General features: G+C 71.2%; 16 protein-coding genes. 7 read left to right on the top strand and 9 right to left on the bottom strand.

The annotated features are described in order from the left end of the window. Nucleotides 1-25: 25 nt before the first annotated feature. Genes ureG through EIL87_RS14985 form a run of 5 tightly spaced genes read right to left on the bottom strand, consistent with a single transcriptional unit; the run spans nucleotide 26 to nucleotide 3,811 of the window. Nucleotides 26-730 (bottom strand): urease accessory protein UreG, encoded by a 705-nt coding sequence (gene ureG / locus EIL87_RS15005; protein ID WP_125091172.1) that lies wholly within the window; start codon nucleotides 728-730, stop codon nucleotides 26-28. After that, a complete protein-coding gene (locus EIL87_RS15000; RefSeq protein WP_125091171.1) occupies nucleotides 720-1,406 on the bottom strand; it encodes an urease accessory protein UreF in 687 nt (228 codons plus the stop codon). Before EIL87_RS15000 ends, ureG begins: the two co-directional genes overlap by 11 nt. Further along, nucleotides 1,406-3,133 carry an urease subunit alpha gene (locus EIL87_RS14995; protein ID WP_125091170.1) on the bottom strand — a complete coding sequence of 576 codons (1,728 nt, stop codon included), beginning with the start codon at nucleotides 3,131-3,133 and terminating at the stop codon, nucleotides 1,406-1,408. Before EIL87_RS14995 ends, EIL87_RS15000 begins: the two co-directional genes overlap by 1 nt. Next, on the bottom strand, nucleotides 3,130-3,495 hold the full coding sequence (locus EIL87_RS14990) for an urease subunit beta (protein ID WP_125091169.1): 366 nt from the start codon (nucleotides 3,493-3,495) through the stop codon (nucleotides 3,130-3,132). Before EIL87_RS14990 ends, EIL87_RS14995 begins: the two co-directional genes overlap by 4 nt. 13 nt (nucleotides 3,496-3,508) lie before the next feature. Next, nucleotides 3,509-3,811 carry an urease subunit gamma gene (locus EIL87_RS14985; RefSeq protein ID WP_125091168.1) on the bottom strand — a complete coding sequence of 101 codons (303 nt, stop codon included), beginning with the start codon at nucleotides 3,809-3,811 and terminating at the stop codon, nucleotides 3,509-3,511. 261 nt (nucleotides 3,812-4,072) lie between these two features. Between EIL87_RS14985 and EIL87_RS14980 the strand changes: the two genes are divergently transcribed. From EIL87_RS14980 to sepH, 4 genes are all read left to right on the top strand, one after another. After that, a complete protein-coding gene (locus EIL87_RS14980; RefSeq protein ID WP_125091167.1) occupies nucleotides 4,073-5,185 on the top strand; it encodes a citrate synthase 2 in 1,113 nt (370 codons plus the stop codon). 53 nt (nucleotides 5,186-5,238) lie between these two features. After that, nucleotides 5,239-6,198: an SEC-C domain-containing protein gene (locus EIL87_RS14975; RefSeq protein ID WP_125091166.1), complete on the top strand. Its 960-nt coding sequence runs from the start codon at nucleotides 5,239-5,241 to the stop codon at nucleotides 6,196-6,198. A gap of 225 nt (nucleotides 6,199-6,423) precedes the next feature. After that, a complete protein-coding gene (gene serC / locus EIL87_RS14970) occupies nucleotides 6,424-7,566 on the top strand; it encodes a phosphoserine transaminase (protein WP_125091165.1) in 1,143 nt (380 codons plus the stop codon). A gap of 282 nt (nucleotides 7,567-7,848) precedes the next feature. Continuing rightward, on the top strand, nucleotides 7,849-8,793 hold the full coding sequence (gene sepH, locus EIL87_RS14965) for a septation protein SepH (protein WP_125091164.1): 945 nt from the start codon (nucleotides 7,849-7,851) through the stop codon (nucleotides 8,791-8,793). A gap of 49 nt (nucleotides 8,794-8,842) precedes the next feature. Here sepH and EIL87_RS14960 read toward each other — a convergent pair whose 3' ends face one another. Continuing rightward, on the bottom strand, nucleotides 8,843-9,439 hold the full coding sequence (locus EIL87_RS14960) for a DUF2537 domain-containing protein (protein WP_125091163.1): 597 nt from the start codon (nucleotides 9,437-9,439) through the stop codon (nucleotides 8,843-8,845). Between the two features lie 121 nt (nucleotides 9,440-9,560). Here EIL87_RS14960 and tnpA point away from each other — a divergent pair, with 121 nt between their 5' ends. Next, nucleotides 9,561-9,956, top strand: a complete 396-nt coding sequence (tnpA, locus tag EIL87_RS14955) for an IS200/IS605 family transposase (RefSeq protein WP_456114898.1) — start codon at nucleotides 9,561-9,563, stop codon at nucleotides 9,954-9,956. 58 nt (nucleotides 9,957-10,014) lie between these two features. Here tnpA and EIL87_RS14950 read toward each other — a convergent pair whose 3' ends face one another. Beyond that, nucleotides 10,015-10,821, bottom strand: coding sequence for a TrmH family RNA methyltransferase (locus EIL87_RS14950; RefSeq protein ID WP_125091161.1), 807 nt, complete (start codon nucleotides 10,819-10,821; stop codon nucleotides 10,015-10,017). Between the two features lie 638 nt (nucleotides 10,822-11,459). Between EIL87_RS14950 and EIL87_RS14945 the strand changes: the two genes are divergently transcribed. After that, nucleotides 11,460-12,956, top strand: coding sequence for a glutamate--cysteine ligase family protein (locus tag EIL87_RS14945; RefSeq protein WP_125091160.1), 1,497 nt, complete (start codon nucleotides 11,460-11,462; stop codon nucleotides 12,954-12,956). A gap of 90 nt (nucleotides 12,957-13,046) precedes the next feature. Further along, complete coding sequence (locus tag EIL87_RS14940; protein ID WP_125091159.1) at nucleotides 13,047-13,676, top strand: superoxide dismutase; 630 nt, start codon at nucleotides 13,047-13,049, stop codon at nucleotides 13,674-13,676. Between the two features lie 147 nt (nucleotides 13,677-13,823). On the opposite strand, the gene EIL87_RS14935 is transcribed toward EIL87_RS14940, so the two are convergent. Together EIL87_RS14935 and EIL87_RS14930 are read right to left on the bottom strand one after the other, a co-directional pair. Next, nucleotides 13,824-15,128 carry an MFS transporter gene (locus EIL87_RS14935; RefSeq protein ID WP_233576265.1) on the bottom strand — a complete coding sequence of 435 codons (1,305 nt, stop codon included), beginning with the start codon at nucleotides 15,126-15,128 and terminating at the stop codon, nucleotides 13,824-13,826. A gap of 29 nt (nucleotides 15,129-15,157) precedes the next feature. Further along, a complete protein-coding gene (locus tag EIL87_RS14930; protein ID WP_125091158.1) occupies nucleotides 15,158-15,592 on the bottom strand; it encodes a MarR family winged helix-turn-helix transcriptional regulator in 435 nt (144 codons plus the stop codon). Nucleotides 15,593-15,695: the final 103 nt, after the last annotated feature.

Genomic DNA, 15,695 nt, shown 5'->3' with positions numbered 1-15,695 from the left:
GTGTCGGAGCGCGTCGGCCCTGCCCTCACGCACCGACGCCGACCTCCACGTGCCGGCGCACCCACGCGGCGACGTCGGGAGCGTTCGGGGTGAGGGTCAAGGACTGGGTGACGACGGGGGCGCCCGCGCGCATGCGGTGGGCGTCGGAGGTCATCACCTCCATGTCCGCGCCGACGAGCTCGGCCAGGTCGACCTTGTTGATGACCAGCAGGTCGGCCGTGGTGACCCCGGGCCCGCCCTTGCGGGGGACCTTGTCGCCACCGGCGACATCGACGACGAAGACCTGCCGGTCCGCCAAGCCCCGGCTGAACACCGCGGTGAGGTTGTCGCCGCCGCTCTCGACGATGACCAGCTCCAATCCCGGGTGCCGCTCGGTGAGCCGGTCCACGGCGTCCAGGTTCGCGGTGATGTCGTCCCGGATCGCGGTGTGCGGGCACGCGCCGGTCTGCACCGCTTCGATCCGGTTGGCGTCGAGAACGCCCGCCTGGCGCAGGAAGTCGGCGTCCTCGGTGGTGTAGATGTCGTTGGTGACCACCGCCAGGTCGATCTCCTGGCCCAGCGCCCGGCACAGCGCGGCGGTCAGGGCGGTCTTGCCGCTGCCGACCGGCCCGCCGATGCCCAGTCGGAACGGTCGTCCCGGCTGCGGTGCCGCCGAGTGCGGGTCGGGTCCGGTGGCGGTCGGGTCGAAGCCGACAGGATGTGCGTGGCCGTGGCCGTGTTCAGGAGGCAAAGAGACGCACCTCTTCCCGGTGGTGGCGGTCGTGGGCTTCTGCGAGCAGGTCCAGGGCCGGGGCGCCCGGCGCGGGCAGCTCCGCGGAGGTGAGACCGGCGACCCGGGCGGCTTCGTCGGCGATCTGGTCGAGCTCCGCGGACAGCGCGACCAGGGCCGCGTTGGCCTCGAACGGGTCCAGCCCGAGCAGGCGGACCCCGGCGGAGGCCGGACCGCTGATCGCCAGGTACCCGGCGATCAGCGCCGCCTCCCGGGGCGGCGAACCGGCGCTCGCGGCCAGCACGCCCAGCACGACCGGCTGGTGCGGTCGCGGCGTCTCCGCCACCACCCGGTCCAGCACCGGCGAGGGCCACGCGGCGCGGCCGGCGCGAAGCATCCCCCTGCCCTGCGCGCGCGACGCCTCCCGCTGCGCCGGGGAGGGGGTGCGGGCGTCGAGTTCGGCGTCCAGGTCGGCCCAGTGTCCGCTGTGGACTCCGCGCTGCGCGGCGTGGGCCGCTGCGGCGGCGAAGACCGCCTGCAGCGAACCCGCGGCGAAGAGCCTGCCGCGCAGGAACTCCCGCAGGTCGGCGGTGCTGCGGAGGAGTCCGCGCGAGGACGCTTCTTCCACGCCGCCCGAGTGCACGTGGCCGCCCCCGGGGAACCGGGAGTCGGCCAGGGCCAGTGCCGCGAGCCCCATCAGAACAGGAAGTAGCGCTGCGCCATCGGCAGCTCGCTGACCGGGGCGGGCTCGACGAGGTCGCCGTCGATGCGCACGGCGAAGCTGTCGGGGTCCACCTGGATGTCCGGGGTCGCGGAGTTGCGCACCATGTCGGCCTTGGTGACCTCGCGGGTGCTCTCGATCGCCACCACCCGCGAGCTGAGCTCCAGCCGATCGGCCAGCCCGTCCTCCAGCGACGCCGGGGCCACGAAGAACGCGCTGCTCGCGGCCGCGGCGCGCGGTGCGGCGCCGAAGCTGGGCCGCGCGACGTAGGGCTGCGGGGTCGGGATGGACGCGTTCGCGTCACCCATCGCCGCCCACGCGGTGAACCCGCCCTTGAGGACGGCGTGCGGGCGGACGCCGAAGAACTGCGGCTCCCACAGCACCAGGTCCGCGAGCTTGCCGACCTCCACCGACCCGACCTCGCCGGCGATGCCGTGCGCCAGGGCCGGGTTGATCGTGTACTTCGCGACGTAGCGCTGCGCCCGGGTGTTGTCGGCCCGGCCGTCGCCCTCGAGGGCTCCCCTACGCCGCTTCATCGCGTGCGCGGTTTGCCAGGTGCGCAGCACGACCTCGCCGATGCGTCCCATGGCCTGCGCGTCCGAGCTGATCATCGAGATCGCGCCCATGTCGTGCAGCACGTCCTCGGCCGCGATCGTCGTGGGACGGATGCGGCTCTCGGCGAAGGCCAGGTCCTCGGGCACCGCCGGGTTGAGGTGGTGGCAGACCACGAGCATGTCGAGGTGCTCGTCGAGGGTGTTCGCGGTGTGCGGCCGGGTCGGGTTCGTCGACGAGGGCAGCACGTTCGCTGCCGCCGCGACCTCGATGATGTCCGGAGCGTGCCCGCCACCTGCGCCTTCGGCGTGGTAGGCGTTGATCGAGCGGCCGTTCACGGCGCGCAGCGTCGACTCCAGGAAGCCGGTCTCGTTGAGCGTGTCGGTGTGGAGGGCGACCTGCGCGCCGGTCTCCTCGGCGGCGCGCAGCGCGGCGTCGATGACCGCGGGAGTCGCGCCCCAGTCCTCGTGGATCTTCAGCCCGCCCGCCCCGGCGCGCAGCTGCTCCAGCAGGGCTTCGCCGCGGGTGGTGTTGCCCTTGCCGAGCAGCAGCACGTTGACCGGCACGAAGTCCATCGACTGCAGCATCCGCGCCAGGTTCCACGCGCCGGGCGTCACCGTGGTGGCCTTGCTGCCCTCGGCCGGTCCGGTCCCACCGCCGATGAGCGTGGTGATGCCGCTGGCCAGCGCGGTGTCGGCCTCCTGCGGGCAGATGAAGTGCACGTGGCAGTCGATGCCGCCCGCGGTGAGGATCCGCCCGCCACCGGCGATGATCTCGGTGCACGGACCGATGACCAGCGCCGGGTCGACGCCATCGGTGATGTCGGGGTTGCCCGCCTTGCCGACGCCGACGATGCGCCCGTCGCGGATGCCGACGTCGGCCTTGACCACGCCCCAGTGGTCCAGGACCACCGCACCGGTGATCACCAGGTCGGGAGTCCCCTCGGCGCGGGTCGCGATCGACTGGCCCATGGACTCGCGGACGACCTTGCCGCCGCCGAAGACGACCTCCTCACCGGAGCCGGTGGGGCCTTGGCTGCGGTCCTCGGTGATCTCGATGAGCAGGTCGGTGTCGGCCAACCGGATCCGGTCGCCCGCGGTGGGGCCGAACAGCTCGACGTACCGGGCCCGATTGGTGGAAGGCGCGCTCACCGGATCCCCTCGCCCTTCTCCCCGTAAGCGGGCCCGCCCGCCTCGTGGTCGCGCTGGTCGAGCTCACCGGCGAGCTCGGGGCGCAGCCCGGGCACCCGCCTCGCGCCGCCGAGGGGAACCAGGTCGACCTCGCGCTCGACGCCGGGTTCGAAGCGCACCGCGGTCCCCGAGGGCACGTCGAGCCGGCGGGCCCAGGCAGCGGCCCGGTCGAACCGCAGGCCGGGGTTGACCGCGGCGAAGTGGTGGTGGGACCCGACCTGCACGGCCCGGTCGGCGGTGTTGACGACGGTGAGCCGCACGCGCGGCCTGCCGGGGTTGAGCGGGATCGGTTCGTCGGAGGTGAGGACCTCGCCGGGACGCATGCGCAGCTCCTGCTCAGGTGATGGGGTCGTGGACGGTGACGAGCTTGGTGCCGTCCGGGAACGTGGCCTCGACCTGGACGTCGTGGACCATCTCGGGCACGCCGTCGAGCACCTGGTCGGCGCGCAGCATCTGGCGGCCGCTCCGCATCAGCTCGGCCACCGTGCGTCCGTCGCGGGCGCCTTCGGTCACGTGGTGGGTGATCAACGCGACCGCTTCCGGGTAGTTGAGGCGCAGGCCGCGGTCCATCCGGTCGCGGGCGAGCATCGCTGCGACGTGGACCAGCAGCTTGTCGCGCTCGTGCGGGGCGAGGTGCATGGTCGACCTCTAACACGCGGCACCCCGGTCGAGTGACCGATTTGTCCGGTTGGACACGCTGCGCAACAGCAAGTTTTCCTGGATTTTTCACCCGGCGGCAAAACCTTCCATTCACCACTGGTCAACTCATCCTGGAATTATTTCCGGTCCCGCCGCCATTGCCCCTTCTTCGCTCCCCGGTGCACTGTGGGTCCAACCCCCGCCACGTCGCCCATGCCATGCGCACCGCGCACCCCCCTACGACCAGGAGACGAGGCAGCTATGAGCGAATTCCGTCCCGGATTGGAAGGCGTCGTCGCCTTCCAGACCGAAATCGCCGAGCCCGACCGCGACGGTGGCGCGCTGCGCTACCGGGGCGTGGACATCGAGGACCTCGTGGGCACGGTCTCCTTCGGCGACGTCTGGACGCTGCTGGTGGACGGGAAGTTCGGCGGTGGCCTGCCGCTCGCCGAGGACCTCCCGCTGCCCGTGCGCACCGGTGACGTGCGGGCGGACGCGCAGGCGGCGCTGGCCATGACCGCGCCGACCTTCGGCTTCCAGCCGGTGCTGGACATCGACGCCGAGGAGGTGCGCGAGCAGCTCGCCCGCGCCTGCTCGCTCGGCCTGTCCTACATCGCCCAGTCCGCCCGCGGCGACCAGGCACCGGTCCCGCACGCGCGCATCGCCGAGGCCACGACGACCACCGAGCAGTTCCTCACCCGGTGGCGCGGCGAGCCCGACCCCGCCCACGTGCAGGCCCTGGACGCCTACTGGACGTCCGCCGCCGAGCACGGGCTCAACGCCTCCACCTTCACCGCCCGGGTCATCGCCTCCACCGGCGCCGACGTGGGCGCCTGCCTGTCCGGGGCGGTCGGTGCGATGTCCGGCCCGCTGCACGGCGGTGCCCCGGCCCGGGTGCTGCCGATGATCGAGGAGGTCGAACGCACCGGCGACGCTCGTCGCGTGGTGGCCGACATCCTGCAGCGCGGCGACCGGCTGATGGGCTTCGGCCACCGCGTCTACCGCGCCGAGGACCCGCGCGCCCGCGTCCTGCGCAACACCTGCGACCAGCTCAAGGCGCCGCGCTTCGAGGTGGCGCGCGAGCTGGAGCGGGCGGCGCTGGCCGAGCTGCGCGAGCGGCGACCGGACCGCCCGATCGAGACCAACGTGGAGTTCTGGGCCGCCGTGGTCCTGGACTTCGCCGCGGTACCGCCGGCGATGATGCCGTCGATGTTCACCGCCGCCCGCCTGGCCGGTTGGTCGGCGCACATCCTCGAGCAGAAGCAGACCGGTCGCCTGGTGCGGCCCTCCGCCCAGTACGTCGGCCCGGCGCCGCGTTCGCCGCAGGACGTCGCCGGGTGGGACACGGTCACCCAGATCGTCGCCCCTGTGTGAGCCCGCGGGTGGGCCGGCCGCGAGGCCGGCCCACCAGGGGCTAGCTTGGGCATGTGACCTATCCGGCGAACGTGCACGTCCAGTACGCCGAGGCCTTGGAGGAGGACGCCCCGGACAGCGAGAGCCCGTGCTCCGAGTTCGTCGAGGCCGCCGAGCACTGGCACAAGGCCGACGAGCACGAGCGCGAGCTCGCGGCGGTGTCCCGGGCCAGCGAACTCGACGACGACCGCGGACCGCTGAGCGGCCGCGGCGCCTACATCGCTCACCTGCTCACCCACGACCGCGCCGACGAGGCCGCGCCACTGCTCGACGAGCTGCGACGGAAGCCCAGCGCGGTCGCGATGACCTACCTGGACGTCCACTACGGCTTCGCCACCAGCGGGAACGTGCCCAAAGGGCTGCGCTGGCTGAACGTCGGCGCGAGCCACCTCATCGACTCCCTCGACGAGCTGCTCAGCCCGGCCGACCCGGGTTACGACCTGCTGCTGGAGCGGCGGCACGCGCGCTCCGAAGCGGGCCTGCCCCCCGACGCGATGGACGAGTTCTTCGACCGGTGCGCGGCGCACGGCGGGGACGTCCTCTCCGCGATCCAGGCGCAGCACGGTGCGGAGGACGACCACCTCTCCGACCTGGTCGACGCGCAGGGGAACCTCGCGCTCGACCGCTACGCCCTGCCGCTGTGGACAGCCGAGGAGTTCGCCCGCTCGAAGCGCGAGCACCCCGAGTGGTGGGAGGAGGACACCACCTACGACGACTACCGCCGCGCGGTCCAGCGCGAGCTGGGCGAGGTCCCGGTCGGCGCCTGCCTGGTCCCGACCACGGTGGCCGCCGTGGAGGAGTTCGCCGCGGCGGCCGGGCACCGGGCCGCCGACCCGGAGACCCCGGACGACTACGCCTTCGAGGAGGCCCACGCCGGCCGGTTCCTGCCCTGGCCACCCGGCCGCAACGAGGCGTGCTGGTGCGGGTCGGGGCGCAAGTACAAGAAGTGCTGCGGAGCGCCCGGGTTCGCCTGATCCGTCCGACTCGAACGGGCCTTCTGGGCCACAGTGCTGTTGGCCGGGAACGCGAACAGCAGTAAGTTGCGGTGCGGCAGCGACCGCCGGACACCGCGCGGTAACCGTGCTGCAACACTGAGCCGAGCCGGCAATGGCGCCGGCGGACCTGGCCACTGGCGCGCGGGGACGGGCTTTTCCCGACCACCCCGCACAGTCACCACAACAACGCCCGGAGGCGCCGGAATGACGCAGGCCGAGACCACCGACCCGACCACCTTGAAGCTGCCCGACGAACTCCAGCCCTCAGACGGCCGCTTCGGCTGCGGACCCTCCAAGGTCCGCCCCGAGCAGCTCGCACGGCTGGCGAACGAGGGTGCCGCGGTGATGGGCACCTCTCACCGGCAGAAGCCGGTGAAATCCCTGGTCGGACGGGTTCGCGAAGGACTGCGGGAGCTGTACTCGCTGCCCGAGGGCTACGAGGTCGTGCTCGGCGTCGGAGGCACCACCGCGTTCTGGGACGCCGCCACCTTCGGCCTGATCCGCGAGCGCTCGTTGCACCTGACCTACGGCGAGTTCTCGTCGAAGTTCGCCAAAGCCGCCAAGACGGCTCCCTTCATCGGTGACCCGGTCGTGGTCTCCTCGGACCCGGGTGACGCCCCGGAGCCGGTCTCGGACCCGAGCGTCGACCTGATCGGCTGGGCGCACAACGAGACCTCCACCGGCGTCATGCTGCCGCCGTCCCGCCCCGAGGGCTCGGAGAACGCGCTGATCGCGGTGGACGCCACCTCGGGTGCCGGCGGGCTGGCCTTCACCCCCTCCGACGTGGACGTCTACTACTTCGCGCCGCAGAAGTCCTTCGCCTCCGACGGCGGGCTGTGGCTGGCCGCGATGAGCCCGGCCGCGATCGAGCGGATCAACGAGATCGGCGCTTCGGACCGCTGGGTGCCGGAGTTCCTGTCGCTGCCGACCGCGCTGGACAACTCCCGCAAGGACCAGACCTACAACACCCCCGCGGTGGCCACGCTGTTCATGCTCGCCGACCAGATCGAGTGGATGAACGGCCAGGGCGGCCTGTCCTGGTGCGACTCGCGCACCAAGGAGTCCTCGCAGCGCCTCTACGACTGGGCGGAGGCCTCGGAGCACGCCAAGCCCTTCGTCACCGACCCGGCCAAGCGCTCGCAGGTCGTCGGCACGATCGACTTCGACGACTCGGTGGACGCCGCCGCGATCGCCAAGGCGCTGCGCGCCAACGGCATCGTCGACACCGAGCCGTACCGGAAGCTCGGCCGCAACCAGCTGCGGATCGGCATGTTCCCGGCGATCGAGCCGGACGACATCACCCAGTTGACCAAGTCCATCGACTGGGTGATTTCGCAACTCTCCTGATCACGCTATACGGCCGCCGAGGAACGCCGCGACCTGCGGTTTTCCTCGGCGGCCGCGTCCTTTTCGCGGTCGCGTTCGGCGACCGAGTTGATCACGTCGAGTGATGCCCGCAGGAGTCGAGCGGTGCAACTCGTTCGCGAGACCCGTCCGCGTAGGGCAAGATCGAACCCGACAGGGCGACCAACGAACGACACGAGGACCCGGCGCGCCTCCCCCGTCAAGGCGGCGCGCCGGGTTACTGTCACAGCTTGGTGACATGTAGGTCGGCGGGAGGCTGGCGTTATGCGAGCGCTGCGAGTGGTCGGGCTCGACGAGGACGGTGAATCCGTCATCTGCGAGGACCCGGAGAACGGTGAGCGTTTCACCGTGCCCGCTGACGAACGGTTGCGCGCGGCGGCACGCGGTGATCTCACCCGGCTGGGCCAGGTGCAGATCGAGATGGAACAGCAGATGCGGCCGCGCGAGATCCAGGCCCGCATCCGCTCCGGCGCGTCCGTGGCGCAGATAGCGGCCACCTCGGGCCTGCCCGAGCACCGCATCGAGCGCTACGCGTACCCGGTGCTGCTCGAACGCGCCCAGATCGCCGAGATGGCGCAGCGAGCGCACCCGGTCCGCGAGGACGGCCCGGACGTGCAGACGCTCGGCGAGGTCGTCGCGCACACCTTCGGGATGCGCGGTCACGACTACGCCGAGGCCAACTGGGACGCCTGGCGCGGTGACGACAACAAGTGGGTCGTGCAACTGGCCTGGCAGGCCGGCCGCTCCGAGAACGCCGCGCACTGGGTGTTCCACCCCGGCGCGCACGGCGGCACCGTCGCCTCGCTCGACGAGCACGCCGTCGACCTGCTCGACCCGTCGCCGAACCGGCCGCTGCGCACGGTCCGCCCGGTCACCGAGCTGGCCCGCGAAGCGCTGCAGCTGGACCAGCAGCCGGTCCCCGAGCAGGCCGAGCCCGAACCGGAGCCGGTGCTGGCCGAACCTCCGGCTGCCCGCGCCGAGCCGACGCTGCAGCGCGTCGAGCCGGTCGAACCAGAACCCGTCGAGCCGGTGGAACCGGCCGAACCGACGCTGGACCTGGAGACCCCGGAGCCCACCGAGGAACCGGCCCGGGCCGAAACCGAGTCCGCCGAGGAGCCGCGGGACGGGCCCAAGCGCACCGCCCGCAAGAGCCACCCCATCGTGCCTTCGTGGGAAGACGTCCTGCTGGGCGTGCGCTCGCACCGCTGACCGCGTCACCGAGAACGGCCAGGCCCTCGGCAGCCTGGCCGTTCTCGCGTCAGCCGAGCAGGCTGAGCAGTCCGGCGATCCAGGAGGCGACCAGACCTGCCGCCGTGCCGAAGGCGACCCAGCGCCAGACCGGCACCGTGCGCCCGAGCCAGATCGAGGGCGCGAACCCGGCGGCGGTGGCGATGTTGACGAAGACCGCGAGGACACCACTGACGTCGGCCAGCCCCTGGGAGACGACGGTGAGGGTCACCGCCACGATCGCGCCCACGACCGCGCTGATCACCAGCCCAGGACCCCAGGGCGTCGGCGACTCGGGAGCGAGCGGGCGTTCGCCGCGGCGCACCGCGCGCGCCGAACGCGGCCGGCCGATCTGGGCGACCTCACCGCTGAACGGATCGACGTAGCCGATGCGGCCGCCGGTCTCGGCGGCCAGGCGCGTCGCCAGCTGGCGTCCGCGGCGGGAGACGATCTCGCCGGTCTGCTCGGCGTCACCGGTCTGCGCGAGCTCGGCAACACCGGCCCACTCGTGCAGCGCCGTGACCAGCGACTCGGGCAGCCCCAGCCGAGCCGGGTCGCACTCGGTGCGGCCACCGCGCACCAGCACCGCCCGGCCGGACCGCGCGTGCAACTCCCAACCGGTGTCCATCATCCTTCGGCGAGGCCCGCTGCTCTGGCTGCGGAGGGGTGCGGCGGCGCAGCGTTCCAGCGCCGGCTCCCTCGCCTTCCTCCTCTCACGATTATATCTGCGCGATGTGTATAGTCAGCTCGTGGCCGTGACCAGGACAGTTCGTCGGTTCTCCGGCGGCGTGTGCGACTTGGGACTGCACCTGGTGTGGTGCCCGAAGTACCGCCGCGAGGTGCTGGTCGGTGCGGTCGCGGAGCGCCTGGAGGAGTTGATCCGGCAGAAGGCGGCCGAACGCGGGTGGGAGATCGCCTCCCTCGAGGTGGAGCCGGACCAGGTGCAGGTGCTCGTCAAGCACGACCCGAAGTCCTCGGCCTCGCACGTGGCGAACCAGTTCAAGGGGTTCACCTCCCGGGTGCTGCGCGAGGAGTTCCCGCAGCTGCGGTCGCGGCTGCCGACGTTGTGGTCGTCGTCGTACTTCGCCGCGTCGGTCGGTGCGGTCAGCGAGGAGGCGGTGCGGCAGTACGTCGAGGCGCAGTAGCGCCGCCGGACGACGGCCGTCGCACCGGGACCAGGGCTGCCCGACCGCAGAGGTGCCGTCACCAGGTCCCGCTCAGCGCGTGGAAGGTGATGGCCCCCGCCGTGGCGACGTTGAGCGAATCAACCCCTTCTGCCATCGGGATCCGCACCGCGACGTCGGCGGCCTCGATCGCCTCATCGGTCAGCCCGGGCCCTTCCGAGCCCAGCAGCACGGCGACCTTGCCCTCGTCCAGCTCGGCCTCGCGGAGCCGCTTGGAGTCCCCGCGCGGAGTGAGCGCCGCGACGCGGAACCCCTCGTCGCGCAGCAGCTTCAGGTCCGCCGGCCACGAGTCGAGGTGCGCGAAGGGAACCCGCAGCACGTGTCCCATGGACACCCGCACGCTGCGCCGGTAGAGCGGGTCCGAGCACCCCGCCCCCAGCAGCACGCCGTCCACGCCGAGCGCGGCGGCGTTGCGGAAGAGCGCCCCGAGGTTCTCGTGGTCGCCGATGCCCTCCAGCACCGCCAGCCGCCGCGAGCGCCCGATGAGCTCGACCGGGTCGATCACCGACGTCCGGTCGGCGACGGCCAGCACCCCGCGGTTGAGGTGGAAGCCCACGACCCGCGCCATCACGTCGGCGTCGGCGACGTAGGCGGGCACGTCCAGCCCGGCGGTGGCCTCGGCCAGCTCCTCGACCCGGCGGCGAACGCCGAACAACGCCCGCACCGGGTACGGCGAGGCGAGCAACCGCTCGACCACGACCACGCCCTCGGCGATCACCAGCCCGCGCCCGCCCGGCCGGTCCGGCCGGCGGTCCGCGCGGGACAGATCGCGGAAGTCGTCGACCCGCGGGTCGACGACGTCGCTGATCTCGACCATCTGCGCCACGCCGGCATTCTCCCATCCGCCCCGGGCCACCGATGACCGGAAGGTTCCCATGCTCGCGCCGGCCCACCGAGCGTGAGAGGAGGACTCCATCCCTGCCCCGGTCCACCGGTGGTGACAGGAAGGTTCCCGTGCTCGCCACCCGCCCCGGCGGGCGTGACAGGGAGGTTCCCTTCCTCTGTCCGTTTCGAACCGGTGGGTGGCGGGAAAGTCGGAAGCGTTGTGGACCGTTTCCGGATTCGGTCGAAGTCCCGGCGACACCGCGCCGGGCGGCGAACGGTGGTGTTGGCGAGTGGCAGCCGAGAAATGTGGTGGGAAAGTTCTCAGCCCAACAGACGAGAGGACGACGCTGCGTGATGCCGGAGTTCTGCGACCGCGTTGGACTGGTCGTCGTCCGGTTCGCACCGGCGCTGGCCCGATTGCTCGCAAGAACAACACCGATCGGCGAGCGGGTGTGCTCCCAGCGGCCGATTTCCGCGCGTTCCAGCCGAGCCAGAAAGGCCGAACGGCACACCGGCTCGCGGGCACGCGCGAGGACCCTGGCTGACACCGAATTGGCCGCTGGCCCACCAGGTGGGGATGTGTCACGGTAGTTGCCCCAGCGGGGGGCGCTGACGTGCTGCCGATGAAGGGGAGACGGCATGGGACGGCACGTGGACGATCGATCCTTCAAGGCGATTGATCGGCAACGCTATCGGAACAAGATGCAACGCGGCCTCGACGCGCTGGCGCGGATGCTCGCCGATGGCGAATTCTCCTTCCCGCACCAACAGATGGGGCTGGAGATGGAATTGTGCTTGGTGGACGAGCACATGAATCCGTCGATGAACAACACCGTGGTGCTGGAGAAAATCAGCGAAGCGGTGTTCACCACCGAACTCGGGCAGCAGAACATCGAGCTCAACGTCGAACCGCGCGTGCTCGCCGGCGACAGCGCGCTGCACCTGGAGGAAGGAGTGCGCGCGGCGCTGCAGCGCGCCGACGCCAGGGCGCACGACGCCGGGGCGAAGATCGCGATGATCGGTTCGCTGCCCACGTTGCGCAGCCTGCACTTCGATCCGTCCACGCTGACCAGCAACCCGCGCTACGCGGTGCTCAACGACCAGATCATCATGGCCCGCGGCGAGGAGATGCTGCTGGACATGGAGGGCGTGCCGCTCGGTGACGGCGGCCCGGAGCGGTTGCGCTCCTACGCGGACTCGATCGCACCGGAATCGGCGTGCACCTCGGTGCAGCTGCACCTGCAGGTGGCGCCGGAGGACTTCGCGGCGCACTGGAACGCCGCACAGGTCCTGGCCGGGGTGCAGGTCGCGATCGGCGCGAACTCCCCCTTCCTGCTGGGCAAGGCGCTCTGGCACGAGACGCGCATCCCGCTGTTCTTGCAGGCCACCGACACCCGCCCGACGGAGCTGCGCAACCAGGGCGTGCGGCCGAGGGTGTGGTTCGGCGAGCGGTGGATCACCTCGATCTTCGACCTGTTCGAGGAGAACGTCCGCTACTTCCCCGCGCTGCTGCCGGAACCGGAGGAAGAGGATCCGGTGGCCGCGCTGGACAACGGTCGTGCGCCCAAGCTCAACGAGTTGCGGCTGCACAACGGCACGATCTGGCGCTGGAACCGTCCCGTCTACGACCTGGTGGAGGGCGTCCCGCACCTGCGGATCGAGAACCGCGTCCTGCCCGCAGGCCCCTCGGTGGTCGACATCGTCGCGAACGCCATGTTCTTCTACGGCGCGCAACGCGCCCTGACCGAGCAGGACCGTCCACTCTGGACGCAGATGTCGTTCGCCGCGGCGGAGGAGAACTTCTTCTCGGGCGCCCGGTACGGCTTCGACTCGCACCTCTACTGGCCCGCGTTCGGATGGGTGGCACCGGACGAGCTCGTCCTGCGCCGCCTGCTGCCGATGGCCCACGAGGGGCTGCGGGCGTGCGGGGTCTCCGACGAAGCCCGTTCCCGCTACCTGGGCGTCATCGAGCAGCGCTGCCTGGCGAGGCAGAACGGCGCGACCTGGCAGCGCGACGCAGTGGCCCGGATGGAGGCCGACGGCGCCGACCGGCACACGGCGCTGGCGGACATGCTGCGCCGCTACGTCGAGCTCGCCGACGAAGGCGACCCGGTCCACACCTGGCCCGCGGGCTGATCCTCCGCACGGCACCCCTGTGGCCACACTTGGTCAATTGCAATAGGGTGGCAACAAGTAATGAGGTGCCGACTGCGGAGGGAGACCCCGGTGCCCGAGTACGTGCTGCCGGAGCTGGACTACGACTACGCGGCGTTGGAGCCGGCGATCTCGGGGGAGATCAACGAGCTGCACCACAGCAAGCACCACGCCACCTACGTCAAGGGCGCGAACGACACCGTCGAGAAGATCGCCGAGGCCCGCGACAAGGGCGACTTCTCCTCGATCGTCGGCCTGGAGACCACGCTGGCGTTCAACCTCGCCGGGCACTCGTTGCACGTGGTGTGGTGGAAGATCCTGTCGCCGGACGGCGGTGACAAGCCGACGGGTGAGCTGGCCGCGGCCATCGACCAGGACTTCGGCTCCTTCGACAAGTTCCGCGCCCAGATGGAGGCCGTCTCCACCACGATCCAGGGCAACGGCTGGGGCGTGCTGGCGTGGGACCCGGTGGGCAGGCGGCTGATCACCCAGCAGCTGCGCGACCACCACTCCAACCTGTCGATCGCCACCACTCCCCTGCTGGTGTTCGACATCTGGGAGCACGCGTACTACCTGCAGTACCGCAACGTGAAGGCCGACTACGTCAAGCAGCTGTGGAACGTCGTCAACTGGGACGAGGTGGCCAAGCGCTTCGAGGACGCCCGCAACGGCCTCAGCGGGCTGCGCCTGCCCACGGCCTGACGCTCCGGAGAGCTCGGCGGTGGGTGCTCCGACACGTTCTTGCCGCCGGAAATGATCGAGCCCCGGCCTCCTCGCGGAGACCGGGGCTCGATCTGTTCCCGAACTGACTACCGCTCCCACCACGAAGCGGACGTGTATTAGGTTAGCCTAACCTAGCGGTTGGATCAACCCCCTCTTGCGCTGCCGCGACAGCACCACGGCCCCGGCGACGGCAGCCGTGAGCGAGATCAGCCCACCGAGCACGACCGGCCAGCGCGGACCGAAGACCTCCGCCAGCCAACCCGCGGTCAGACCGCCCAGCGGTCTGCCGCCGAGGAACAGCATCATGTAGAGACCCATGACGCGCCCCCGCATCGTGGGCTCGACGGCCAGCTGCACGGTCGAGTTCGCGCTGGTCGTGAAGGTCATCATCGCGATGCCGACCGGGACCAGGGCCGTCGCGAACAGCCAGTAGTGCGGCATCACCCCGGCCAGCGCCTCCAGGGCGCCGAACACGCCCGCACCGATCAGCATCAGCCGCAATCGGGACCCGGGCTTCGCGCTGCGCCGCGCGGCCAGCGTCGCGCCGGTCAGCGTGCCCACCGCGAGCATCGTGATGAGCAGCCCATAACCGTCGGCGTCGCGCTGGAAGACGTTGCGGGCGATCACCGCGAGAGTGCTCTCGAAGTTCATCCCGAAGGTGCTGACCGAGAAGACCAGCACCATCACCACGACGAGGTCCGGCCGCCTCCGCACGTAGCGGAGGCCGGCCCGCAGCTGCCCGCGTTCCCGGTCCACGGTGTCGGCCCGGTGCAGCAGGGCGGTGTCCATCAGCAGCAGACCGGCCACCACGGCCACCGAGCTCAGCCCGTTGAACAGGAACACCCAGCCGGTGCCGATGGCGGTGATGGCCACCCCGGCGATGGCGGGCCCGACGATGCGGGCCAGGTTGAAGGTCATGGAGTTCAACGCGACGGCGTTGGTCAGCTGCGCAGGGCCGACCATCTCGACCACGAAGGACTGCCGCACCGGCGCGTCCACCGCGGAGAAGCAGCCGAGCACGAAGCACAGGACGTAGACCTGCCACAGGACGACGATCCCGGTGACGTCGAGCGCCCCCAGCGCGAAGCCGCACAGACCCAGGGCGCTCTGCGTGATGATCAGGATCATGCGCTTGTCGAACCGGTCGGCGAACACACCGGCCCACAGCGTGAGGGCGAGGGTCGGGAGGAACTGCAGCGCCACGGCCACGCCGAGCGCGGCCGGGCTGCCGCCGGAGAGCTCCAGCACGAGCCAGTCCTGCGCGGCCCGCTGCATCCAGGTGCCGGTCAGCGAGACGACCTGACCGGAGGCGTAGAGGCGGTAGTTGCGCTCGCGCAGCGAGCGGAACATGCCACCGCGGTCCGCTGCGCGCGTCGGGTGGTTGCCCCGGTCCTCGGCGCCTTCGCCCTCCGCAGACCTCCGAGCAACCACGCTTCCGCGTACCGCCTCTCAGTGCTCCCTCATCGACTGGCCAACCGGTCGATGATCTCGGCGGCGCGTGAGAGCACCGCCAGTTCTTCGGCGTCCAGCTCCGCGAGGTGCTGGTCGAGCCAGCGCTCGCGGATGGTGACCTCTTCCTCCACGCGGGCCTTGCCAGACTCGGTCACCTCGACGATGGCCTGCCGGCCGTCAGTGGGGTGGGCCCGCCGGACCACCAGCCCGTTCTCCTCCAGCGCCGCGATGACCCTGGTCATCGATGGTGGCTGGACGCCCTCCTTGGCCGCCAGTTCGCCCGGCGTCATCGAGCCGGCCTTGTGCAGGCACGAGAGGGCCGACAGCTGGGACAGCGTCAGGGCCGAATCGGCCCGCTGCGCGCGCAGCCGACGGTTCAGGCGAACGACCGCGAGCCGCAGGCGGCTCGCCAGGGTGCGCTCGCGCTCCGCGATATCGGACACGTCGTTAGTCTACCAAACTATCTCGGGAATATCGGACAAAGTGGTTCTCAACCAATGGACGCACACCCTAACCAGGGAAGCGAGTGGTTCGGCAGATCTGGCC

Origin of the sequence: Saccharopolyspora rhizosphaerae, assembly GCF_003931915.1 — a bacterium.
Lineage (GTDB): Bacteria > Actinomycetota > Actinomycetes > Mycobacteriales > Pseudonocardiaceae > Saccharopolyspora > Saccharopolyspora rhizosphaerae.
Note: the sequence above shows the minus strand (reverse complement) of the source record. Positions and strands in the feature narration are given on the sequence as shown.

What these genes read in the sequence shown, in the direction of transcription:
- EIL87_RS14990 (WP_125091169.1), bottom strand. Translation starts at nt 3,495, where the DNA reads ATGCGTCCCGGCGAGGTCCTCACCTCCGACGAACCGATCCCGCTCAAC.
- serC (WP_125091165.1), top strand. Translation starts at nt 6,424, where the DNA reads ATGACGCAGGCCGAGACCACCGACCCGACCACCTTGAAGCTGCCCGAC.
- EIL87_RS14980 (WP_125091167.1), top strand. Translation starts at nt 4,073, where the DNA reads ATGAGCGAATTCCGTCCCGGATTGGAAGGCGTCGTCGCCTTCCAGACC.
- EIL87_RS15000 (WP_125091171.1), bottom strand. Translation starts at nt 1,406, where the DNA reads ATGGGGCTCGCGGCACTGGCCCTGGCCGACTCCCGGTTCCCCGGGGGC.
- EIL87_RS14960 (WP_125091163.1), bottom strand. Translation starts at nt 9,439, where the DNA reads ATGGACACCGGTTGGGAGTTGCACGCGCGGTCCGGCCGGGCGGTGCTG.
- EIL87_RS14945 (WP_125091160.1), top strand. Translation starts at nt 11,460, where the DNA reads ATGGGACGGCACGTGGACGATCGATCCTTCAAGGCGATTGATCGGCAA.
- sepH (WP_125091164.1), top strand. Translation starts at nt 7,849, where the DNA reads ATGCGAGCGCTGCGAGTGGTCGGGCTCGACGAGGACGGTGAATCCGTC.
- EIL87_RS14985 (WP_125091168.1), bottom strand. Translation starts at nt 3,811, where the DNA reads ATGCACCTCGCCCCGCACGAGCGCGACAAGCTGCTGGTCCACGTCGCA.